The 22,017-nt window shown below is 68.7% G+C and carries 22 protein-coding genes and 1 riboswitch; of the genes, 11 read left to right on the forward strand and 11 right to left on the reverse strand.

What is annotated here, in order from left to right; genetic code table 11:
• Positions 1-11: 11 nt before the first annotated feature.
• Positions 12-1,031 carry a cytochrome d ubiquinol oxidase subunit II gene (gene cydB, locus AB0D93_RS00750; protein ID WP_362110605.1) on the reverse strand — a complete coding sequence of 340 codons (1,020 nt, stop codon included), beginning with the start codon at positions 1,029-1,031 and terminating at the stop codon, positions 12-14.
• A gap of 15 nt (positions 1,032-1,046) precedes the next feature.
• On the reverse strand, positions 1,047-2,555 hold the full coding sequence (locus AB0D93_RS00755) for a cytochrome ubiquinol oxidase subunit I (RefSeq protein ID WP_362110609.1): 1,509 nt from the start codon (positions 2,553-2,555) through the stop codon (positions 1,047-1,049).
• A gap of 208 nt (positions 2,556-2,763) precedes the next feature.
• Between AB0D93_RS00755 and AB0D93_RS00760 the strand changes: the two genes are divergently transcribed.
• Positions 2,764-3,141, forward strand: a complete 378-nt coding sequence (locus AB0D93_RS00760; protein ID WP_362110612.1) for a cyclophilin-like fold protein — start codon at positions 2,764-2,766, stop codon at positions 3,139-3,141.
• Between the two features lie 2 nt (positions 3,142-3,143).
• On the opposite strand, the gene hisC is transcribed toward AB0D93_RS00760, so the two are convergent.
• Positions 3,144-4,223 (reverse strand): histidinol-phosphate transaminase, encoded by a 1,080-nt coding sequence (gene hisC / locus AB0D93_RS00765; protein WP_362110615.1) that lies wholly within the window; start codon positions 4,221-4,223, stop codon positions 3,144-3,146.
• 431 nt (positions 4,224-4,654) lie between these two features.
• Here hisC and AB0D93_RS00770 point away from each other — a divergent pair, with 431 nt between their 5' ends.
• The 3 genes from AB0D93_RS00770 to AB0D93_RS00780 all read left to right on the forward strand — a co-directional run bounded on the left by AB0D93_RS00770 (position 4,655) and on the right by AB0D93_RS00780 (position 8,170).
• Positions 4,655-5,767, forward strand: a complete 1,113-nt coding sequence (locus AB0D93_RS00770) for a LacI family DNA-binding transcriptional regulator (protein WP_362110618.1) — start codon at positions 4,655-4,657, stop codon at positions 5,765-5,767.
• A 281-nt stretch (positions 5,768-6,048) separates the two neighbouring features.
• A complete protein-coding gene (locus tag AB0D93_RS00775; protein WP_362110622.1) occupies positions 6,049-7,128 on the forward strand; it encodes a metallophosphoesterase in 1,080 nt (359 codons plus the stop codon).
• A gap of 181 nt (positions 7,129-7,309) precedes the next feature.
• A complete protein-coding gene (locus tag AB0D93_RS00780; RefSeq protein WP_362110625.1) occupies positions 7,310-8,170 on the forward strand; it encodes a hypothetical protein in 861 nt (286 codons plus the stop codon).
• A gap of 78 nt (positions 8,171-8,248) precedes the next feature.
• Here AB0D93_RS00780 and thiC read toward each other — a convergent pair whose 3' ends face one another.
• Positions 8,249-10,033, reverse strand: a complete 1,785-nt coding sequence (gene thiC, locus AB0D93_RS00785) for a phosphomethylpyrimidine synthase ThiC (RefSeq protein WP_362110628.1) — start codon at positions 10,031-10,033, stop codon at positions 8,249-8,251.
• Positions 10,026-10,203, reverse strand: a riboswitch (TPP riboswitch). Its footprint overlaps the gene before it by 8 nt.
• Before the next feature lie 72 nt (positions 10,204-10,275).
• On the opposite strand from thiC, the gene AB0D93_RS00790 reads away from it, so the two are divergent.
• The gene (locus AB0D93_RS00790) at positions 10,276-11,778 is read left to right on the forward strand and encodes a YibE/F family protein (protein ID WP_362110631.1); all 1,503 of its coding nucleotides are present in this window, start codon (positions 10,276-10,278) and stop codon (positions 11,776-11,778) included.
• A 209-nt stretch (positions 11,779-11,987) separates the two neighbouring features.
• Here the strand turns inward: AB0D93_RS00790 and AB0D93_RS00795 are convergent, their stop codons facing one another.
• The 4 genes from AB0D93_RS00795 to AB0D93_RS00810 form a co-directional block, all read right to left on the reverse strand.
• Positions 11,988-12,425: an SsgA family sporulation/cell division regulator gene (locus tag AB0D93_RS00795; RefSeq protein WP_362110634.1), complete on the reverse strand. Its 438-nt coding sequence runs from the start codon at positions 12,423-12,425 to the stop codon at positions 11,988-11,990.
• 100 nt (positions 12,426-12,525) lie between these two features.
• Positions 12,526-13,413 carry an IclR family transcriptional regulator C-terminal domain-containing protein gene (locus tag AB0D93_RS00800; protein ID WP_362110637.1) on the reverse strand — a complete coding sequence of 296 codons (888 nt, stop codon included), beginning with the start codon at positions 13,411-13,413 and terminating at the stop codon, positions 12,526-12,528.
• 220 nt (positions 13,414-13,633) lie between these two features.
• Positions 13,634-13,846 (reverse strand): DUF5326 family protein, encoded by a 213-nt coding sequence (locus tag AB0D93_RS00805; RefSeq protein WP_362110640.1) that lies wholly within the window; start codon positions 13,844-13,846, stop codon positions 13,634-13,636.
• A gap of 149 nt (positions 13,847-13,995) precedes the next feature.
• The gene (locus tag AB0D93_RS00810; protein WP_362110643.1) at positions 13,996-14,313 is read right to left on the reverse strand and encodes a cupin domain-containing protein; all 318 of its coding nucleotides are present in this window, start codon (positions 14,311-14,313) and stop codon (positions 13,996-13,998) included.
• Positions 14,314-14,372: 59 nt separating this feature from the next.
• Here AB0D93_RS00810 and AB0D93_RS00815 point away from each other — a divergent pair, with 59 nt between their 5' ends.
• From AB0D93_RS00815 to AB0D93_RS00835, 5 genes are all read left to right on the forward strand, one after another.
• A complete protein-coding gene (locus AB0D93_RS00815) occupies positions 14,373-14,750 on the forward strand; it encodes a phage holin family protein (RefSeq protein WP_362110646.1) in 378 nt (125 codons plus the stop codon).
• A 7-nt stretch (positions 14,751-14,757) separates the two neighbouring features.
• Positions 14,758-15,249 carry a low molecular weight protein-tyrosine-phosphatase gene (locus AB0D93_RS00820; protein WP_362110649.1) on the forward strand — a complete coding sequence of 164 codons (492 nt, stop codon included), beginning with the start codon at positions 14,758-14,760 and terminating at the stop codon, positions 15,247-15,249.
• A complete protein-coding gene (locus AB0D93_RS00825; protein WP_362110652.1) occupies positions 15,246-16,394 on the forward strand; it encodes a cystathionine gamma-lyase in 1,149 nt (382 codons plus the stop codon). Before AB0D93_RS00820 ends, AB0D93_RS00825 begins: the two co-directional genes overlap by 4 nt.
• Before the next feature lie 217 nt (positions 16,395-16,611).
• Positions 16,612-17,517, forward strand: a complete 906-nt coding sequence (locus tag AB0D93_RS00830; RefSeq protein ID WP_362110655.1) for a LysR family transcriptional regulator — start codon at positions 16,612-16,614, stop codon at positions 17,515-17,517.
• An 88-nt stretch (positions 17,518-17,605) separates the two neighbouring features.
• The gene (locus AB0D93_RS00835) at positions 17,606-18,088 is read left to right on the forward strand and encodes an NUDIX hydrolase (RefSeq protein ID WP_023548662.1); all 483 of its coding nucleotides are present in this window, start codon (positions 17,606-17,608) and stop codon (positions 18,086-18,088) included.
• A gap of 5 nt (positions 18,089-18,093) precedes the next feature.
• Here the strand turns inward: AB0D93_RS00835 and AB0D93_RS00840 are convergent, their stop codons facing one another.
• A complete protein-coding gene (locus AB0D93_RS00840; RefSeq protein ID WP_362110659.1) occupies positions 18,094-19,452 on the reverse strand; it encodes a globin domain-containing protein in 1,359 nt (452 codons plus the stop codon).
• Between the two features lie 316 nt (positions 19,453-19,768).
• Complete coding sequence (locus AB0D93_RS00845) at positions 19,769-20,404, reverse strand: HAD-IB family phosphatase (RefSeq protein ID WP_362110662.1); 636 nt, start codon at positions 20,402-20,404, stop codon at positions 19,769-19,771.
• A gap of 149 nt (positions 20,405-20,553) precedes the next feature.
• Between AB0D93_RS00845 and AB0D93_RS00850 the strand changes: the two genes are divergently transcribed.
• A complete protein-coding gene (locus AB0D93_RS00850; protein WP_362110665.1) occupies positions 20,554-21,420 on the forward strand; it encodes a GNAT family N-acetyltransferase in 867 nt (288 codons plus the stop codon).
• A gap of 72 nt (positions 21,421-21,492) precedes the next feature.
• On the opposite strand, the gene AB0D93_RS00855 is transcribed toward AB0D93_RS00850, so the two are convergent.
• A complete protein-coding gene (locus tag AB0D93_RS00855; protein ID WP_362110668.1) occupies positions 21,493-21,912 on the reverse strand; it encodes a heme-binding protein in 420 nt (139 codons plus the stop codon).
• Between the last annotated feature and the right edge of the window lie 105 nt (positions 21,913-22,017).

Below are 22,017 nucleotides of genomic sequence, written 5' to 3' on the forward strand. Positions count from 1 at the left end.
CCTCGACGGACTCAGTGCGCGGCGCCGGCCGCAGCTTCGGGAGCGATGTGCTGCGTGCCGATCCGCTTGCGGAAGACCCAGTAGGTCCAGCCCTGGTAGAGCAGTACGAGGGGCGTGGCAATGGCCGCCAGCCACGTCATGATCTTCAGGGTGTAGGCGCTCGACGAGGCGTTGGTGACCGTCAGACTCCAGTCGCCGTTGAGGGTGGACGGCATGACATTCGGGAAGAGCGACAGGAAGAGCATCGCCACCGCGGCCACGATGGTGACTCCGGACAGCGCGAACGCCCATCCCTCACGCCCGAACTGGTTGGCCACCAGAGCGGCCACCAGGGCGGCGACCGCCACCACGAGGGCCACCAGGCTCTTGCTGTCTCCGCTGTGGGCCTGTGTCCACAGCAGGAAGCCGAGCGCCACGACGGCCGTGACGAGCCCGACCCGCAGAGCCAGCGCCCGGGCCCGTACCCGGATGTCTCCCACGGTCTTGAGCGCGGTGAAGACCGCTCCGTGGAAGGTGAACAGCGTGAGCGTCACCAGACCGCCGAGCAGGGCATAGGGGTTGAGCAGGTCCCAGACGGTACCGACGTACTCGAAATGCTGGTTGATCTTCACGCCCCGCACGATGTTCCCGAAGGCCACGCCCCACAGGAACGCCGGGATCAGCGAGGTCCAGAAGATCGCCGTCTCCCAGTTGCGCTGCCAGTTCTCCTCGGGCCGCTTCGCCCGGTACTCGAAGGCGACGCCCCGGACGATCAGGCAGACCAGGATGACCAACAGCGGCAGATAGAAGCCGGAGAAGAGGGTGGCGTACCACTCCGGGAACGCGGCGAAGGTCGCACCGCCGGCCGTGAGCAGCCACACCTCGTTGCCGTCCCAGACGGGTCCGATGGTGTTGATCAGCACCCGTCGCTCCGGCCGGTTGCGGGCCAGGAGCTTGGTGAGGATACCGACCCCGAAGTCGAACCCCTCCAGGAAGAAGTAGCCGGTCCACAGGACGGCGATCAGGACGAACCAGACGTCGTGAAGTTCCATGACTGTTCCCCCGGCCTAGTACGAGAAGGCCATCGGCTTGTCGGCGTCACGCGTGTCGCCGCCGATCTTCGTGGGCGGGTTGAGGTCGGCCTCGGTCAGCTCGGGCGGGCCGGCCTTGATGTACTTCGCGAGCAGCTTGACCTCGACCACGGCGAGGATCGCGTACAACGAGGCGAAGACGATCATCGAGGTGAGGACCTCACCCTGGGAGACACCGGGGGAGACCGCGTGCCGGGTCTGCAGGACGCCGTAGACGGCCCACGGCTGGCGGCCCATCTCGGTGAAGATCCAGCCCCAGGAGTTGGCGATCAGTGGGAAGGCCAGGGTCCAGGTCGCGATGCGCCAGTACCAGGGGGTGAGCTTCGCGCTCAGCGCCTTGTTCCTGAACAGCACCAGATGCGGCACTTCGTCCTCACCGACCCGCAGGTGCTGCGGCAGCATGAACTTCTTGCGGGTCAGCCACAGCCCGGCCAGGCCGATGGCGAAGGAGGCCATGCCGAACCCGATCATCCAGCGGAAGCCCCAGAAGGCGACCGGGATGTTGGGCCGGTAGTCGCCGGGCCCGAACTTCTGCTGCTCGGCCTTGTTGACGTCGTTGATACCGGGGACGTACGAGGTGAAGTCGTCGTCGGCCAGGAAGGAGAGCAGGCCGGGTACCTCGATCGCGACGGTGTTGTGGCCCTTCTCCACGTCGCCGTAGGCGAAGATCGAGAAGGGTGCCGGCTTCTGCCCGTCCCACAGGGCCTCGGCCGCCGCCATCTTCATCGGCTGCTGCTTGAACATGACCTTGCCGAGGGTATCGCCGCTGACCGCGGTGAGCAGACCGGCGATGGCCACGGTGACGAGGCCCAGCCGCAGCGAGGTCTTCATCTCGCGGATGTGCTTCTTGCGGGCCAGGTGGTAGGCGGCGATGCCCACCATGAAGGCGCCGCCGGTCAGGAAGGCCGCCGACAGGGTGTGGAAGGCCTGGCTGAGCGCGGTGTTCTGGGTCAGCACGGCCCAGAAGTCGGTCAGCTCGGCACGGCCCTTCGCCTTGTCGATCTTGTAGCCGACCGGGTGCTGCATCCAGGAGTTGGCCGCGAGGATGAAGTAGGCCGACAGGATCGTGCCGATCGAGACCATCCAGATGCAGGCCAGGTGGATCTTCTTGGGCAGCTTGTCCCAGCCGAAGATCCACAGGCCGATGAAGGTGGACTCGAAGAAGAACGCGATCAGCGCCTCGAAGGCGAGGGGTGCGCCGAAGATGTCACCGACGAAGCGTGAGTAGTCGGACCAGTTCATGCCGAACTGGAACTCCTGCACGATGCCGGTGACCACGCCCATGGCGATGTTGATCAGGAAGAGCTTGCCCCAGAACTTCGTCGCCCTGAGGTACTTCTCCTTCTCCGTACGCACCCAGGCCGTCTGCAGCCCGGCCGTGAGCGCGGCCAGGGAGATGGTCAGCGGGACGAACAGGAAGTGGTAGACGGTGGTGATGCCGAACTGCCAGCGCGCCAGTGTCTCCGGCGCCAGAGCCAGGTCCACGTCGTCACTCTCCTTACTACGCCGTGGTACAGCGGCGGTTTGCCCTGTTCATCGCGCACATACAGGACAATCGGGACGCGCTTGTGAACGCGTTCACATTCACAAGCTATTATGACGCACTGATTTTCGGCAACCCGCGGGGGGTCCCCCCTTCGCCTTCCCGTCAAGGCCTTGGCGGCGACTTCAACATCTTGTTGAATTGCGCGCCATGCAGATACGTATTTCCTGGCCCGCGGGCAGCATCACCGCGACCCTCGACGCAGACACACCGACCGCACAGGCGCTCGCCAAGGCACTGCCGCTCGTCTCCAGCGCCTGCACATGGGGCGAGGAGGTCTATTTCGACACAGGTGTCTCCGTTTCACGTGAAACGGACGCCCGGCAGGTCGTGGAGCCGGGCACGGTGGCCTTCTGGACGGACGGCGACGCCCTCGCCCTCCCCTACGGCCCCACGCCGATCTCGCGAGGCGAGGAGTGCCGCCTCGCGAGCCCGTGCAATGTCCTCGGAAGCCTGGACGGGGACGCCGGCGTTCTGGCGACCGTACGAGACGGCGACCCCATCCGTGTGGAACCGATCCACGAGTAGAGCTACAGCTCCCTGTGGAACGCCTCCGCCACCTTCAGGAAGATGTCGTTCGCCTCGGTCTCTCCGACCGTCACCCGCACACCCTCGCCCGGGAACGGCCGGATCACCACACCGTGCTGCTCACAGGCCTGAGCGAACGCGACCGTGCGCTCCCCCAGTCGCAGCCAGACGAAGTTCGCCTGCGTCTCCGGCACCGTCCAGCCCTGGGCGCGCAGCGCGTCGACCACGCGCGTGCGCTCGCACACCAGTGAGCCCACCCGGCCGAACAGTTCGTCCTCGGCCCGCAGCGAGGCGATCGCCGCTTCCTGCGCGAGCTGGCTGACGCCGAAGGGCACCGCCGTCTTGCGCAGGGCCGCCGCGACCGGCTCATGGGCGATGGCGAAGCCCACACGGAGCCCTGCGAGACCGTAGGCCTTGGAGAAGGTGCGCAGGACGCAGACGTTGGGCCGGTTCCGGTACAGCTCGACGCCGTCGGGCACCTCGGGGTCGCGGATGAACTCGCGGTAGGCCTCGTCGAGGACCACCAGGACATCGCCGGGCACCCGGTCGAGGAACCGCTCCAGCTCGGCCCGCCGCACCACCGTGCCGGTCGGGTTGTTGGGATTGCAGACGAAGATCAGACGCGTCCGGTCGGTGATCGCGTCCGCCATCGCGTCCAGGTCGTGCACATCGCCGGGCGTGAGCGGCACCTGCACCGACCGGGCGCCGCTGATCTGCGTGATGATCGGGTACGCCTCGAAGGACCGCCAGGCGTAGATCACCTCGTCGCCGGGACCACTGGTGGCCTGGACGAGCTGCTGGGCGACGCCCACGGAGCCGGTACCGGTGGCCAGGTGGGACAGCGGGACGCCGAAGCGCTCGGACAGCTCGTTCATGAGCCCGGTGCATGCCATGTCCGGGTAACGGTTGAAGTCGCAGGCGGCCGCCGTCACGCTCTCCATCACGCCGGGCAGCGGCGGATAGGGGTTCTCGTTGGAGGACAGCTTGTAGGCGACCGGCCCGTCGGCCGCGGCAGGCTTGCCCGGCTTGTAGGTGGGGATACCCTCCAGCTCGGCGCGCAGCTTGGGGCTCGTCTCGCTCACCGCAGTCCTCCTCGCGATCACCGGCGGACCGTCGACGCCGCCGGCTTCCAATACTCCTCACCTTATGAGGATTCGGCCCCGGTGCGTACAGGTCGCGAGCCTGCAATACGCGAACCGCATCCGACCCGGCGCCATCACGGGGCATCGCCGTACGAAGGCGTACGTTTCAGGGGGCGCGCCGTACATATATCTATGCGCCGGTGGCTCACGCCGTGGCGCGCATCACCCGTGCAGGTGAGTTGAGACCTCTTCGAGACATGGGGCACTTGGCAGGTCCATACGCGTCGACAAGTCACGTCCTGCAGCAGGATCGTTCAACTTCCTTTATTTCTAAGGCAGTTGACCCCCCGCGACCATGCAGAAACGTGCCTGTCAACGCGTGCATATGCGTCCGCACTACCCCACCACATGAGCCCTACTATCGGCTCGCCATGACAGCAGCAGGGAAGCACCAGGTGAGCCGCGCGGAAACCTCACGGCGAGGCAGCCGACCGGGCCGGGCGGGCATCAGAGACGTGGCCGCCGCCGCCGGGGTCTCCATCACGACCGTCTCCGACGCACTCAACGGCAAGGGCCGGCTCCCGGATGCCACCCGGCGCCATGTCCGTGAGGTCGCCGACCGGCTGGGGTACCGTCCCTCGGCCGCCGCCCGCACACTCCGTACCGGTAAGTCGGGCCTGATCGGCCTGACCGTGACGACGTACGGGGATGAACCTTTCACCTTCACGGAGTTCGCGTACTTCGCCGAGATGGCACGGGCCGCCACCTCGGCCGCGCTCGCCCGCGGCTACGCCCTCGTCATCCTGCCCGCCACCTCCCGCCACGACGTGTGGTCCAACGTCGCCCTCGACGGCACCGTCGTCATCGACCCGTCCGATCAGGACCCGGTGGTCAGCGAGCTGGTCCGGCAGGGACTGCCGGTCGTCTCCGACGGCCGCCCGGCCGGCTCACTGCCGGTCACCGCCTGGGTCGACAACGACCACGAGGCCGCCGTCCTCGGCATCCTCGACCATCTCGCCGACGCCGGCGCCCGCCGCATCGGTCTGCTCACGGGCACGACGACGGACACGTACACCCACCTGTCGACCACCGCCTACCTGCGCTGGTGCGAGCGGGTCGGCCAGGACCCTGTCTACGAGGCCTACCCGGCGCACGACCCGTGCGCGGGCGCCGTCGCCGCCGACCGGCTGCTCGCCCGCCCCGACCGGCCGGACGCGGTCTACGGCCTGTTCGACCCCAACGGCACCGACTTGCTGGCCGCCGCCCGCCGCTACGGGCTCCGCGTCCCCGACGACCTGCTGCTCGTGTGCTGCAGCGAGTCCATGGTGTACGCCAGCACCGAGCCGCCCATCACCACGCTCTCCCTGAAGCCCCGCCGCATCGGCACCGCGGTGATCCAGCTCCTCATCGACGCGATCGAGGGCGTGGAGTCCGACCAGCCGGTCGAGCAGGTGATACCGACCGAGCTGATCGTGCGCACCTCCTCCCAGCGGCGTCAGCCGCGCACGACGGTCAGTCCGCCGCGGACGCCGGACGAGAAATAGCGCCGGAAAGCGGGGCGCTCACCCCGCTGCGTGCACCGGCCGATGGAGGGGAAGCGGCGGGCCGACGGCCGACGGGCGGGGGTTCGGTGGGCACGGAGCCGGCCGAACCCCTGCCCAAACGGGGCGAAAGCCGCAGTGAACTGGAGTCTTGTTCCGATTCACCACCCCTGGGTCATCACACGGCGCGATGCGCATTCCTATGATGGGCCCACGACACCGCGGACAGCTGCGACCAGGCAGTCCGAAGGGGTGCAGATGCGGCGCGATGGTGGAGGGGTCTGATGACTCAGGGGGCCGGTCAGGGACCCGAAGTGGAGCGGACGGCGACACTGCGCGACTTCCGGGTGCCGGCGTACGTCCACGAGACCGGTCCGTACGTCCGCACCGCCCAGCCGGGCGACAACGCGCCGCTCGCCGACGCGGCGTACCCCGACGACTACACGCCCACCCAGCGCGACCTGCCCGTCATCAACCGGTCCGACACGCTGCGGGTCCCGGTCGAACCGGCACCCGCCGCCCCGGCCGCACAGCCCGCGACCGGCCCCGGACCGCTGTTCGTCGTCGGAGACGTGCACGGTTACCTCGACGAACTGATGACCGCCCTGCAGGAACAGGGGCTGATCGACGCCTCGGGCCAGTGGTGCGCCGGCACCACCCGGCTGTGGTTCCTCGGCGACTTCACCGACCGGGGGCCCGACGGCATCGGTGTCATCGACCTCGTGATGCGGCTGTCCGCCGAGGCCGCGGCGGCCGGCGGCTACTGCAAGGCCCTCATGGGCAACCACGAGCTGCTGCTGCTCGGCGCCAAGCGGTTCGGCGACACCCCCGTCAACTCCGGGGCGGGCACCGCCACCTTCCAGGCGGCCTGGCTGCTCAACGGCGGCCAGAAGACCGACATGGACCGCCTTCAGGACCACCATCTGCAGTGGATGGCCCGCCTCGACGCGATGGAGGAGGTCGACGGCTATCTGCTCGTGCACTCGGACACCACCGTCTACCTCGACTACGGCGACTCCATCGAGGCGGTCAACGACACCGTCCGCGAGACCCTCACCCGTAACGACGCGGACGAGTGCTGGGATCTGTTCCGCAAGTTCACCAAGCGCTTCTCCTTCCGCGACGAGGGCGGCGCCGACGCCGTACGCTCCCTGCTCGATACGTACGGCGGCACCCGTATCGTTCACGGCCACAGCCCGATTCCCTACCTCCTGGGTGAGGTCGGCTCCGAAGACGGCGAGGAGGGCACCGGCCCGGTCGTGGAGGGACCGCACGTCTACGCCGACGGTCTCGCCATCGCGATGGACGGCGGAGTGACCATGGCCGGAAAGCTACTGGTCCGCCAATTGCCCCTGACTACCTGACCGTTCCGCGGGCAGGCGTCCCCCGGCGGAGTACACGCAGGCCCTGGGGCAATTTCCGGCAACCCCCTGTCACCGTGCGCCGTCACGGCTCTACCATCGGCTTATCCGTAGCAGGCTCCCCTCCGTTTCTGCCCGACGGCTCGCCGGCGTGCGAGCCCCAAGCCCTACGGAGCATCGGGGGATGCACATGAACAGCGTTCCGCAGCACCTGCTGAACGAGGACCGCCAGGAATTCGAGCGGCTCCTCGATGAGGCGCTGCGCTCCGCACCACAGCGACCGGAACTGGCCGCTGTCGGACAGCGGCTCAATCCCGAACAACTGCGCACCATGGCGCTCAACGCCACCGCACTGATAACGGCCGCCGCCGCGGCCGAATACCAGCACTATGTGAAGCTCCGCCAGGAGCTGCGGCACCCGGCGATGGCCCCCTCCACGACCGGGGACCCCACCTCCATGGACCCGAGTTCGGCCACGACCGGGCTCGTCACCACCCTCGGCGAGGCGGCCGAGAACACCGGCGCGGGCGCCGTCGCGGTCATCGCCGTACTGACTCCCGTCCTCTCCGGAACCGCCGCGGCGATCTTCCTCCTCGTCGGCTACATCCTGAAGACGCTGAGTCCCGGACAGACCTTCGCCCAGACCCTGCTCACCGCCGGCTGGGTGTTCGGCGCGGTGACCGCGGCCACGATTCTCCTTGCCGCGGTCGGACTGCTTCTCACCGCCCTGCGCAACGGCAGCTCGCCACAGGCCCAGGCGCTGGACGCGGCGCACCGTGAGCTGGACAGCGCCAGAGAGGCCTGGCGCGAGGCCCTGCTGGAGCGGGGCATCCTGCCGTTCCTCACGGAGGCCCTCGCCGAGCCCGGACCGGCCGTCCCGCACCGCACGACCCCGCCCACCCCGCGCGGCCGCATGCCCCGTCTGGGATACGACCGCCCCGGTTTCAGCAGCCCGGTCGACGGCACCGAATCCGGCCGACCGAGCTTCACCAGCCCGGACTACACGAGCCCGGACTTCGGCGGCCCGGAACACCGGCCGGAGTAGCCCGCCTCCCACTCCTCGACGCGCCGGTGATCCAGTGCCTGCTCTACGCGGCCCGGCACTGGACCACCGGTCCGCGTGTCAGTCGGCGATCGGCAGATAGACCCGGTTCCCGCTCGCCGCGAACTCCTTCGACTTCTGGGCCATTCCGTCCTGGATCTCGGCCTGACTGCTGCCGTGTTCGCGGCGGATGTCCTGCGAGATCTTCATGCTGCAGAACTTCGGTCCGCACATGGAGCAGAAGTGGGCCGTCTTGGCCGGCTCGGCGGGCAGGGTCTCGTCGTGGAACTCCCGTGCCGTGTCCGGGTCCAGGGCGAGATTGAACTGGTCCTCCCACCGGAACTCGAAGCGGGCGTCCGACAACGCGTCGTCCCACTGCTGTGCGCCCGGGTGCCCCTTGGCGAGATCGGCCGCGTGCGCGGCGATCTTGTAGGTGATGACGCCGGTCTTGACGTCGTCCCGGTTGGGCAGGCCGAGGTGCTCCTTGGGCGTGACGTAGCAGAGCATCGCCGTGCCCCACCAGGCGATCATCGCGGCGCCGATGCCGGAGGTGATGTGGTCGTACGCCGGCGCGATGTCCGTGGTCAGCGGGCCGAGCGTATAGAACGGAGCTTCATCGCAGATCTCCTGCTGAAGGTCGATGTTCTCCTTGATCTTGTGCATCGGGACATGCCCCGGGCCCTCGATCATGGTCTGAACATTGAAACGCTTGGCGATCTGGTTGAGTTCCCCAAGAGTTCGCAATTCCGCGAACTGTGCCTCGTCGTTGGCGTCCGCGATCGACCCCGGCCGGAGGCCGTCGCCCAGCGAGTACGTGACGTCGTAGGCGGCGAGGATCTCGCACAGCTCCTCGAAGTTCTCGTACAGGAACGACTCCTTGTGGTGCGCGAGGCACCACGCGGCCATGATCGAGCCGCCGCGCGAGACGATGCCGGTCTTGCGGTTGGCGGTGAGCGGGACGTACGGCAGCCGGATGCCCGCGTGGACGGTCATGTAGTCCACGCCCTGCTCGGCCTGCTCGATGACCGTGTCCTTGTAGATGTCCCAGGTCAGTTCCTCGGCCTTGCCGTCGACCTTCTCCAGGGCCTGGTAGAGCGGCACGGTCCCGATGGGTACGGGGGAGTTGCGCAGCACCCACTCACGGGTCGTGTGGATGTTGCGGCCGGTGGACAGGTCCATGACCGTGTCGGCACCCCAGCGGGTCGCCCAGGTCATCTTCTCCACCTCTTCCTCGATGGAGGAAGTCACCGCGGAGTTGCCGATGTTGGCATTGACCTTCACCAGGAACCGCTTGCCGATGATCATCGGCTCGATCTCCGGGTGGTTGACGTTGGCCGGCAGCACCGCGCGGCCCGCCGCGATCTCCTCGCGGACCACCTCGGGGGAAACGTTCTCCCGGATGGCCACGTACTCCATCTCCGGGGTGATCTCGCCCCGGCGGGCGTACGCGAGCTGCGTGACCGTCTCGCCGCTGCGCCCCCGGCGCGGCTGGCGCGGACGTCCGGGGAAGACCGCGTCGAGGTTGCGCAGTCCGCCGCGCGGCGAGGTGTGCTTGACCCCGTCGTCCTCGGGGCGGACGGGACGGCCCGCGTACTCCTCGGTGTCGCCGCGGGCGATGATCCAGTTCTCCCGCAGCGGTGGCAGGCCCCTGCGAACATCGGTGTCGACGAGTGGATCGGTGTACGGGCCCGATGTGTCGTACAGGGTGACCGACTGCCCGTTGGTGAGGTGCACCTGGCGGACCGGCACGCGCAGGTCGGGGCGGGAACCCTCGACGTACGCCTTGTGCCAGCCGATGGACTTCCCGGCCTCCAGGGACTTTTCGCCCTGAACGGAGGCAGGCGTGCGTGCGTCCTTGTTGGTCATGAGACCTACTCCCTACGCCGGCATTACCCGGTAACAGGTTCGGCGGTCGACGCAGCGGATTCCGTCTGCCGACGTTTCCTGCGGAACATCGCCTGTTCCACGTGAAACATCGCGTGTACGGAGGTCAGCGCCCTCTCAGCCCGGTGCTCCGAGCTCCCGCGTGTGCAAAGGTGCCTCCACGCTAGCGCCATATGTGGCGCGATGAACAGTGGGCCCCCTGCCGTTGTTGAAATGATCGGGCGGTGACCAGCATGGAGCAGTACCCGTATCGGCCACCCGAGCCGCACCACCGAGGCGGCTCGGCTCAGGTCGGCGGACAGAGCTGCCCACCGCCCGCTGACCACGCGAACGGCACCGGGAGCGGCGGGCATCACGATGGCCGCGCGCAGGGTCAGGACCACGGGAACGGCGGCCGGGCTCACTCGCACGGTCACGGTGGTCACGGCCACAGCCATGGCCACAGCCATGGGCCTGCCGCACCCGTCTCCCGGCACTTGCGCAAGGTCATCGCCGCGATCCTGGTGCCGTTCACCGCGGCGGTCGTCGTCGGTCTGCTGGTGCTCTGGCCCGGGGGAGCCCCGGGCCACAAGCGCACCGGCGTCGGCTTCGACCGGGAGACGCAGCAGGCCACGGTCACCAGAGTGGTCGAGGTGAACTGCAAGTCGGTCAACGCCTCCGGTGGTACCGGAGCCGGCGATCCCTCTACCGCCGACGGCACCTCGGCGGAACAGCAGTCGGCGGGAAGCTGCAAGAAGGCGACCGTCCGGGTCGACACCGGCAAGGACAAGGGCCGTACGTTCACCGAGATCGTGCAGCCTGACCAGAGCCGTCAACTGCACCAGGGCGAGCAGGTCGTGGCCGCCTACGAGCCCTCGGCGCCGAAGGACCTGCAGTACTCGGTGACCGACGTGGACCGGAAGTTCCCCATGACGCTGCTCGCGGGGATCTTCGCGCTCGCCGTCGTCGTGGTGGGCAGGTTGCGCGGTGTCATGGCGCTCGTCGCACTGGCCGTGAGCTTCCTGGTGCTGACCCTGTTCATCCTGCCCGCGATCCTCCAGGGTTCGAACCCGCTGCTCGTGGCGGTGGTCGGGTCGAGCGCCATCATGCTGATCGCCCTGTACATGTGCCACGGCCTGTCGGCCCGTACGTCGGTGGCCGTGCTCGGCACGCTGGTCTCGTTGGGGCTGATCGGCCTCCTCGGCTCACAGTTCATCGGCTGGGCCGCACTCACGGGCAACACGGACGACAGCACCGGCCTCATTCACGGGCTGTATCCCAAGCTCGACATGAGTGGTCTGCTGCTGGCCGGCGTCATCATCGGCTCTCTCGGTGTGTTGGACGACGTGACCGTGACGCAGACATCGGCCGTCTGGGAGCTGCACGAGGCAAATCCGACGATGGGCTGGCGCGGGTTGTACCGGGCGGGCATCCGCATCGGCCGCGACCACATCGCTTCCGTGGTCAACACCCTCGTCCTCGCCTACGCCGGTGCCGCACTGCCGTTGCTGCTGCTGTTCTCGATCGCGCAGAGCAGCGTCGGGACCGTGGCCAACAGCGAACTGGTGGCCGAGGAGATCGTGCGCACGCTGGTGGGCTCGATCGGCCTGGTCGCCTCCGTCCCGGTCACCACCGCGCTCGCCGCCCTGGTCGTCTCGGCCGACCGCCCCGGCCAGGACAGCCCGGCACCGGTCGGGACACAGCCGGCCCCGGCGCTCGGCGGCCGGGGGCGACGCCGCAAGCGGTAGGGCCGACCGAGCCGGTGCGGGCGCGGTCGGCCCGCCGGGGCACGCGCCGGCCTCGTGCGCGCCGCATCGGCTCGGTCCCGGCCTCGGGTGAGCCGGCCGGGCCTGCCCCGGGAGCCATGCCCTTGGCTAGGTACGGCACCCCATGCAGAAGCGTTCCTGCACAGTTCGACGCGGCACGGCGGAGCGCCGGCGCCCCGTGCCGTAACGCTTCACCCAGCGCTCTGCTCCTCGGCCAGGATGCGGTCCAGAGCCTCGTCCAGATGGGCGTCGAAGTCTGCCAGCGCGCCCTCCTGGCCGAGCGGCACGAGCTTGTCCGTGCGGTCCAGGAAAGCGACGAGGGGCGGCGCGGAGGAGCGGAACAAGGCCTGGTCGCTGCCGACCTGAAGCCTGATCAGCACCTCGCCCAGCACCACGGAATCGGCTGGAGCGATGTGCACGTCCCCCTCACCGCACGGTCGGCCGACACCGTCGATCAGCAGTTCCCGCCCGAACGCCCAGGTCACCGGAGCATCACCGGGCAGATGGAAGGTGAGCCTGACGGCATAGGGATCACAGGTCTCGTAGCGCAACTCCACCGGGATGCGGAAGGAGAGATCCTCCGACACGAGAAAGCTCATCATGACTTCTGCCTGTACGGACTCGCGCATTGTCTACCCCGTCATATGACATCGACTGGCCGGGTTTGATCCCTCTCACCGTGGGTCAAATCTTGCTGAACGTACACGGCAGATCACAAGGAGTAAGTTTTCAGATACTGATAGAGAGCACAAGCGTGCCCAGATGGCGACCGATCTCCGCCTGCAGGCGATGGGCCGCGGGCAGCAGTCGGTCGCTCTGGTGGGCGGGCAGCGAGATGGCCATCGTCGCCACGGTGGTGCCCACCGTGATCGGAATCGCCGCGCAGACCGTGCCGAGTGCGTACTCCTGACGCTCGACCACCGGCCCCGTGCGCGGAATGCGGGCCAGTCGCCGCAATAGGGCATCGTTGTCGCGCACGGTGTACGGGGTGAGGGACTGCACCGGGTAGCGGGAGAGATGGTCGCGGCGGGCGTCCTCGTCCAGCTGGGAGAGCAGGCACTGCCCAATGGCGTGGGCATGACCTGTCTCGCGAAAGTCGGCCCACTCCTCGACCGCCGGCGCCTCGGGCGAGTCGGAGACGCACATGACCTCGATCTCGCCGTCCCGGTACATCGCGTAGTACACCGGCACGCCGATGGAATCCCGCCAGTGGGCGAGTGTGTCCGCCACCGCGCTGCGACGTTTCTGCTGCGCTCCGCTGCTGCTCAGCCGCTCGGCCGCGTCACCGAGGAAGAACAGCCCTTTCTCCCGGCGCAGATAGCCCTCGTGTACCAGGGTGCGCAGCAGGTGATAGGTCGTCGGGAGGGCGAGTCCGGTCTCGCGGGCGAGTTGTTTGGCGGGGGCTCCGTAGCCGTGTGTGGCGACGGTCTCCAGCAGCCGCATGGCGCGCTGGACGGATCCGATGAGCGTCGTGGCGGCAGGCGGGGCGGCGGCGCCGCCGGGGCGGGGTTGTTCGGGGACCGCGACGGTCGGCGGCCGTTGGACGGGGGGTGTACAGGAGCGCGGTGGGGCGGGGGGTGCGTGCGGTCCTGCCGGTGCGGTGTCAACCGTGGCCAAGGGTCACTCCCGGAGCGCGAGGGGCAGCCCGTGCGGAGGAAGAGCACGGAGGGGATCTGCGCCGTCCGCGAGGCCGGACCCCGCGGGAGTTCCGGACTCTAACCGCCCGCCGCCGCACCCAGACGGCCTCCCGGGGAAACTTCCCTCCCCCGAGGGAAACCCGTGTTCACCTTGCCGGGAACAGGTGTGCCCGACGGCGGACGCCCGTCCCCCTCGCGGCTCACCAGTCGCTGCGCGACGAGGAGTTCGACATGAACTTGCGCACGATGTAGATGAGTCCGCCGACCAGGGCGACGAAGACCAGCGCCTTGAACAGCAGGCCGATCACGAACCCGACCACGCTCGCTATCAGGCCGCCGAACACGACCAGGGCGATGATCGGCACCGCGACCCACTTCACCCACCACGGCAGTCCCGCGAAGATCTCTCGCATCGCCCTCGTCCTTTGCATTCTCGTACGGCTGTGTTCTCGTACAGCGTTGATGTCCTGCACTCGATGCTAGGGCCGACGGGGGTCCCGCGGGGGCCTCGCGTCCCTTGTCCTCCCCTGACCCGTCCCCTAGGGAATCCCGGGGGCCGGGGTCACGCCTCGGGTGGAGAGAAGACGACGAGAACCCTCAGGTCCTCGCTGATGTGGTGGAACTTGTGGGCGACTCCGGCCGGCACGTACACCACGCTGCCCCGCGCCACCTCGGTCGTCTCCAGTCCGACCGTGATCGACGCCCGGCCGCTCACGACGAAGTACACCTCGTCCTGGTCGTGGGGTTTCTGCGGGTCGTGCTCGCCTGCGTTGAGGGCGTACAGGCCGACGGACATGTTCCGCTCCCGCAGGAACTGGAGGTAGGCCCCCTCGTTGGCGGTGCGCTCCGCCTCCAGTTCGTCCAGCCGGAATGCCTTCATCTGAGCTGTCGCCCTCGTCTCACTGCTAGGTTCCGATCCGGTCTGCCACGATCAGACACATGAAGAATTTCGTAGTCAAGACGATCGCCAACGCGGGCGCCCTGGCGGTGGCCGTGTGGCTGCTCGACAAGATCACTCTGACGGGTGACAGCACGGCCAAGAAGGCCGGCACGCTGATCATCGTGGCGCTGATCTTCGGCGTGGTGAACTGGCTGGTCAAGCCGATCGTGAAGGTGCTCACCTTCCCGTTGTTCATCCTTACCCTGGGCCTGATCACCCTCGTGGTGAACGCGCTGATGCTGCTGCTGACCTCCTGGGTGTGCGGCAAGTTCGATCTCGGCTTCCACGTGGAGGGCTTCTGGACGGCCGTCCTCGGCGGTCTGATCGTCTCCATCGTCTCCTGGGCGCTGCACGTCGTCCTGCCCGACGAGGACTGAGCACGCCATGACCTACCGTGTCTGCTTCGTGTGCACCGGCAACATCTGCCGTTCCCCCATGGCCGAATCCGTCTTCCGCGCGCGGGTGGCGGAGGCCGGTCTCGAGGACCGGGTGGAGGTCGACAGCGCCGGCACCGGCGGCTGGCACGACGGCGAACCCGCCGACCCGCGGACCGTCTCCGTCCTCGAGGAGCACGGATACGACAGCGATCACGTCGCGCGCCAGTTCCAGCCGTCGTGGTTCTCCCGCCTCGATCTCGTGATCGCCCTCGACACCGGTCATCTCAAGGCCCTGCGTCGCCTCGCGGTCACCGAGGAGGACGCCCGCAAGGTCCGCCTCCTGCGCTCCTACGACCCCGCCGCCGATGCCGACCTCGACGTGCCGGATCCGTACTACGGACGCCGGGACGGCTTCGAGGAGTGTCTTGAGATGGTGGAGGCGGCGAGCATCGGTCTGCTCGCCGCGGTACGCGAGCAACTGGAAGGACGGGCCGCATGAACGACACCGCCAAGGACGAGGGCCCTGCAGGCGACGGCACGCGCGCGGTCCGCGCCGGCCTGCCCGAGCCGGTCAAGCACGAGCCGACCCTGCCCGGACCGGTGTTCGCCGCGCACTTCCACCTGCCGGGCGAGGTCACGGGCCCGTACTCGTACGGCCGTGACGACAACCCGACCTGGACGCTGCTGGAGCGCGCCGTCGGCGAGCTGGAGGCACCCGGAGACGGCGACGTCGAGACGCTCGTCTTCGCCTCCGGCATGGCGGCGATCTCCTCCGTGCTGTTCTCCCAGCTGCGCGCCGGGGACGCGGTCGTGCTGCCCTCCGACGGCTACCAGGTGCTGCCGCTCGTCCGCGCGCAGCTGGAGGCGTACGGCATCGAGGTGCGCACCGCTCCCACCGGCGGCGACGCCCAGCTGGACGTCCTCGAGGGCGCTCGGCTGCTGTGGATCGAGTCCCCCTCGAACCCGGGGCTCGACGTGTGCGACATCCGGCGGCTGGTGGCGGCGGCCCACGCGCAGGGCGCCCTGGTGGCCGTCGACAACACCCTCGCCACCCCGCTCGGGCAGCGCCCGCTGGAGCTGGGGGCCGACTTCTCCGTGGCCAGCGGCACCAAGCAGCTCACCGGCCACGGCGATGTGCTGCTGGGCTACGTCACCGGCCGCGACGCCGGGGCGATGGCCGCCGTACGGCGCTGGCGCAAGATCGTCGGGGCGATCTCCGGGCCCATGGAGGCGTGGCTCGCGCACCGGTCCATCGCCACGCTCCAGTTGCGCGTCGACCGGCAGAACGCCACCGCCCTCGCGGTCGCCGAGGCTCTGAAGCAGCGGCCGGAGGTGTCCGACCTGCGCTATCCCGGGCTGCCCGACGACCCCTCGCACAAGATCGCCTCGCAGCAGATGCGCCGCTACGGCTGCGTGGTCTCCTTCACACTGCCCACACGCGCACGTGCCGAGCGCTTTCTTCAGGCCCTGCACCTGGTGGAGGACGCGACGAGCTTTGGCGGGGTGCGGTCCACGGCCGAGCGCCGTCGCCGCTGGGGCGGGGACGCGGTCCCGGAGGGCTTCATCCGCATGTCCGTGGGCGCCGAGGATCCCGAGGACCTGATCGCCGACCTGCTCCGCGCTCTGGACCAGTCCGCCGAGTGAGTCCTTGTCCGTCCTCCCGATGACGGCGCACGACGGTCCGAGCCTCCCCCCTCGTGGCTCGGACCGTCTTCGGTTCCGCGCGCGAAGAACCGTGCGAACAAGGCTAGTTGACTCTGTGTCAGTGTCCAATCACGCTAGCGACAGAGACCTATCGACTTATTTATAGTTGGGGCCTGCCTGGGGGCCGGAGGAGGGCAGGGATAGGGGAGGACACGCCATGGACCTGGCCTTGCTGCGCACCTTCGTCACCGTGCACCGGGCTGGTTCCTTCACCCGCGCCGCCGCTCTGCTCGGGCTCTCCCAGCCCGCCGTCACCTCACAGATCCGAACGCTGGAACGGCAACTGGGCAGACCTCTCTTCCTCCGTCAGGCGCGTGGGGTGACCCCGACGACCATCGGCGACGAACTCGCGCACAAGGCCGCTCCCCATCTCGACGCCCTGGTGGAGATAGCCGAGAGCGGCCTGGACGACGAGTACTCGCTGAGGACCCTGCACCTCGCCGGTCCGCCCGAATTCACCGCCGAACGCGCCCTGCCCGCCCTGACGGAACTCACCGGCGACGACGGCCAGGGCTTTGCGCTCCGCGCCTCCTTCGGCACAGCGGAGGAGGCACTGGAGGGACTCGCCTCCGGACATCACGATCTGGCCATCAGCACGGCCCGTCCGCGGGGCGCTCTGCTCACCGCGACTCCGCTCTGCGACGAGGAACACGTGCTGGTCGCTGCCCCACGCTGGGTGGAGCGGATCGGTGCGGAGGCACTGCGGCTGAAGGGGGCGCCGGCGCTGGAGGATCTGCCCGTCGTCGAGGTCCACGAGTCGCTGCCCTTCGTCGCGCGCTACTGGGCCTCCGTCTTCGACTCCCGTCCGGCCGCCTCGGGCACGATCATCGTCCCGGATCTGCGAGCGGTGCTCGCCTGTGCGATCGCGGGTGCCGGACTCGCGGTACTGCCCCGCTATCTGTGCGCCGCGGCGCTCGCCGACGGCACGATCGCGGTCCTGCACGACCCGGTGGTGCCCCCGCTGCGTACCTATTTCCTGGCGGTCCGCACCGGCACGCTCGCCATGCCCCATATAGCGCGGGCCCACGAGTGGCTGCAGCGGGCGGCCATGGCCTGGTGCTGAGGGCGTAGCGCATCCCTTCCACGAAGGGCGTTCGCATAGTGACGCTATGCGATGTTTCACGTGGAACCAGCCGGGCCACATTTCTCCCATGACCGTCCGACCCGTGGTCAAGCGCACCGCCCGCGCCGTTCTTCTGGACGGCGACGACCTGATCCTGATCAAGCGCACCAAGCCCGGTGTCGATCCCTACTGGGTCACTCCCGGTGGCGGGGTCGAGCCCGGGGATCCGACCGTCGTCGACGCGCTGCACCGGGAGGTGTCCGAGGAACTCGGCGCCAAGATCACCGATGTGGTGCCGTGTTTCGTGGACACCGTCGAACACATCGGCGAGGACGGCGGCGCCACCGGTGTGAAGGTGCAGCACTTCTTCGTCTGCCGACTGGAGTCCATGGACCCGGCCCTGCGACACGGCCCCGAAGTGGAGGAGCCAGCCGGCGAGTACGAGATCGTCCGCGTCCCCTTCACTCGCGTCGGCATCGCCTCCGTCCACCTGGTCCCGCTGTCGCTGCGCCACTATCTGGACGGCAATATCGAGGGGGTGCGCGCCATGCACGCTCCCGACCTCGGTTAGCGAGCTCAGCCGACGACGAGCAGTTCCTCCACCGAGTCGTGCCGTATGCGGCTCGGCGGAATGCCGATGTTCCGGAGCGTGTCGATTCCGCTGCGGATCATTCCAGGCGGGCCCGACAGAAAGGCGTCGTACTCGGTCCAGGGGCCATAGTCACGTACGGCGTCCGGGAGCTGAAGGTGGGCCCGCTGGTCGATGACCGCCCTGACCGCCAGCCAGGGGTGGCTCTGCTGGAGCCGGAGCATGGTGTCGATGTCGTAGAGGTCGTCGTCGGTGCGGGCGCCGTAGAACACCTCCACAGGCCGGTGTTCCCCGCGCTCGGCGACGTCTTCGACCAGGGCCTTGATGGGCGCGATGCCGGTGCCACCGCCCAGGCAGAGCAGTCCGCTGTCGGTCGTGTGATCGACGGTCATGGAGCCGGTCGGCGGCCCGAGGCGTATGACGTCTCCGGGCCGGGCGCGGTGCACCAGCGCGTTGGAGACCCAGCCGGCCGGCACGGCCTTCACGTGGAAGGTCAGCAGGCCGTCCGAGCGGGGCGCGGAGGCGAAGGAGTAGTGCCGCCACACCCGTGGCCACCAGGGTGTCTCCACGCTCGTGTACTGGCCGGCGAGGAAGGGATAGGGCTGGTCCGTGCGGACGGTCAGGATCGCGACGTCGGGAGTTCTGAGGTCGTGCGTGACGATCTCGGCGTACCACCAGGCCGGAGAGCGCAGTTCGTCCGCCGCCGCCGAATCGATCATGACCTGGGAGATCGTCGTGTAGGCACGCACCCAGGCCGCCTCGGCCTCCGGGCTCCAGACGGCGGCGGCGTACTTGCTCAACGCGCCGATCAGACATTCGCCGACGGCCGGATAGTGCTCGGCACGCGTTCCGTACTTGCGGTGTCCGCGCCCGAGGTTCTGCAGGTAGTCGACGAGGACCGGGGTGTTGTCCAGATGCTCGGCCGCAGTGAGCAGCGCCTTCAGCAGGCGGTCCCGCTGGGTGTCCATCGCCGGCGGGAAAAGGCCGCGCAGGTCGGGATGGCGGACGAAGAGCAACGCGTAGAAGTAGGAGGTGACCTTGTCTGCGATCGGGCCTATCTCGGCCATCGTGCGGCGTATGAGGATGGCATCCGGGGACCCCTCCTCGACGGCCGACGCCACATCCTGCGGGGTGGGCGGGCCCGTCGGCTTCAAGGCGGGTGCGTGTACCGGCTGCCTGGCTGCTGCGTCCATCGCCGGGGGCGAGGCGGATGGATCCGTCGGGAGCGGGCCGTCCTGCGTCGCCCGATCATCGTCCGGCGGAGCCGGTGGTGTCTTGTGCGGAGTGAACCAGCCGCCCCCGCCCGACATGCCGTTCTCCCCCGACGTGGTGGTCGGAGCGTCCATGGTGTGCCCTCGCCTCGAACGTCTTTCGGTCGGTCTGCGCACCTCCCCCGGGAAGGTGCATGCTTTCCCCCGGCGGGCGGTCAGCCGTAGCACTCTCCGCAGCTTCCCATCCCGATCGGATGCTGCGGTCGCGTACCCGGAAACGTGGGTCTCGTGTTCTCCGTCCCGTTAGGCTGCTTGCCCTGTTCTCGGCCCGCACGGGATACGGACTCCGTCCCGGATGTGAACCGGAGTCGACCCTACCGGCCGACGCCGCGTACACAAGTCCCCCCTGCCTTCCTCACGAATCGGGCAAGGGTACGAACCATGAGGTCCGTCAACTACCGGGCAGACGAACCAATTCATGGGCATCCCACAGATCCCGTCCCGCGTAGGAATAGGTCGCGAGTCCGGTCAGGTGAGCATCCGCATTGACCGCGACGGAGATCGGTACGGCCGCAAACAGGTCCTTGTCCGACGACGAGTCGCCATACGCCACACAGTCCGCCCGCGTCACCCCGAACTTGGCACAGAGCTGGTCCGCGACGGTCACCTTGGCCGCTGCGCTGAGCGCCCCGGCCGGATCGACGGGCTCGGTGAACGGCACGGCCGGGAATCGGGATCCATGCGCCGCATGAACGCCCCAGGCGAGAAGGCGCTCCACGAAGAAGGACGGCGACAGCGACACCACCGCGCAGTATTCGCCCGCATCCGTGATCTCTGCCCAGACCTCACGAATGCGGGCCAACCAGGGAGCCGTCTCGAAAACGGCGCTGACATGCGCCTCGGTCAGATCGGCCCACAGGTCATGGACCAGCGCCGCGTACTCGGGCGGACCGATCCGCCCCTCGGACATCGCCCGGTCCAGTGCCACGGTCTCCGCCTCAAGCCCCAACTGGCGGGATATCTCCACCGGTGCGGTACTGCCGTGCAGCAACGTGCCGTCGAGATCGAAGAGATGCAGTCTCGCCATGGCCCGAGGCTATCCGGCGGCCGATGTTTCACGTGAAACCCCGGCCGCTGTCCACAGGCTGTGCATATGGCCACGGCATGGCCAAAAGCACGTGCGTCTACGTCGAAACGGGTGGACGCCGGGGGTTCCGGTCGGACAGCCTGACCTGCGTGTCGACTCCTTCCCTCGCCGCTCTGCCCATTCGCCGTCTGACGCTTCGCGATCTCACCGCCTGCGCCGATTTGTCCGAGGACCGGGGGTGGCCGCGGGAGGAACACAAGTGGGGATTCCTTCTCGCGGCCGGAAAGGGCTTCGGCATCGACGATCCCCAGGGCGGTCTCGTCGCCGCGTGCGTCGTCACGGAGTACGGCTCCTGGGAGCGTGTGGATCTCGGCGCCATCGGCATGGTTCTGGTGGCCGAACGCCATGCCCGGCAGGGGGTCGGGCGCCGCTTGATGCGCCATGTCATGTCGGCCATGGGAACCACGCCACTCACGCTGCACGCCACACCCAACGGCCGCCCCCTGTACGAGGAACTGGGCTTCAAGGTGACGGGCCGGGCGGAGATGCTGACCGGCCGCTTCGCTCCCGGCGGGCCGGAATCCGGCGTACTCACCCGCACCGCCACCGCCGAGGACCTTCCCTCGATCCTGCGGCTGGACGAGGAGGTGTTCGGCGCCGACCGCACTCCCCTGATCACCCGGCTGCCGGCCTTCGCCGACCAGTTGCGGGTTGCAGAGGAGGCCGGTCGGATCATCGGCTACGGCGCCGCGTGGCCCAATATGCACACTCACGTCGTCGGTCCGCTGATCGCGCGGGACACCGACGTCGCCCAGGCCCTCATCACCTCGTTGGCGGCCCATACGGACCGACCGCTGCGCACCGACATCGACGTGCGCCACGAGGAACTGCTGGCATGGGCGAAGGCCCGGGGGCTTGCCTCCGTGGCCTTCAACGCCGTGATGACGTACGGCATCACGGACCTTCCGGGGGACTGGAGCCGGCGCTTCGCACCACTGACAGTGGCCGCCGGCTGAGCTGACATACGTCGAACGCCGGCCCCGCCCCGTCGTGCGGCAAGACCGGCGCTGCCCGCTCTGGGGCGGGGATCAGGCGAGTGCCTGCACGGCAGCGGTGGCGAAGCCGTGGTCCTGCTCCGGCGCGCCGCCGCCGACACCGATCGCGCCGATCAGCCGGCCGTCCCGGTGGACGGGCACACCACCCGCGATGAAGAGCAGGGGCCGGTCGAGGGCCGTCGGCAGCGTGTGGAAGAGACCACCCGGCTGGACGGCGTCGACCAGGTCGGCGGTGGCGGTGTTCAGCTGCAGGGCCGTGTAGGCCTTGCGGTTGCTGGTCTCGCCGGAGATCAGCACGGCCCGGTCGTCCCGGCGGAAGGCGAGCAGATGGCCGCCGGCGTCCAGAACGGTGACGCTGACGGTGACCCCGGCTTCCTCTGCCGCGTGGCGGGCCGTGGCGACGAGCAGTTCGGCGTCCTCGATGGACAGCGGGGTGACGGCGGTGGTGCTCATGGAGGTTCTCTCCTCGGGTGGTGCTGAGATGGGGTGCTTGCCGCACCGGGGGACCAGCCCCGGCGCGGAGGTCTGGGGGACACGGGCGAGGCGCCCTGTGGTCCG

It is taken from the genome of Streptomyces sp. NPDC048191 (genome assembly GCF_040652655.1).
In the GTDB taxonomy this organism is placed as follows: domain Bacteria; phylum Actinomycetota; class Actinomycetes; order Streptomycetales; family Streptomycetaceae; genus Streptomyces.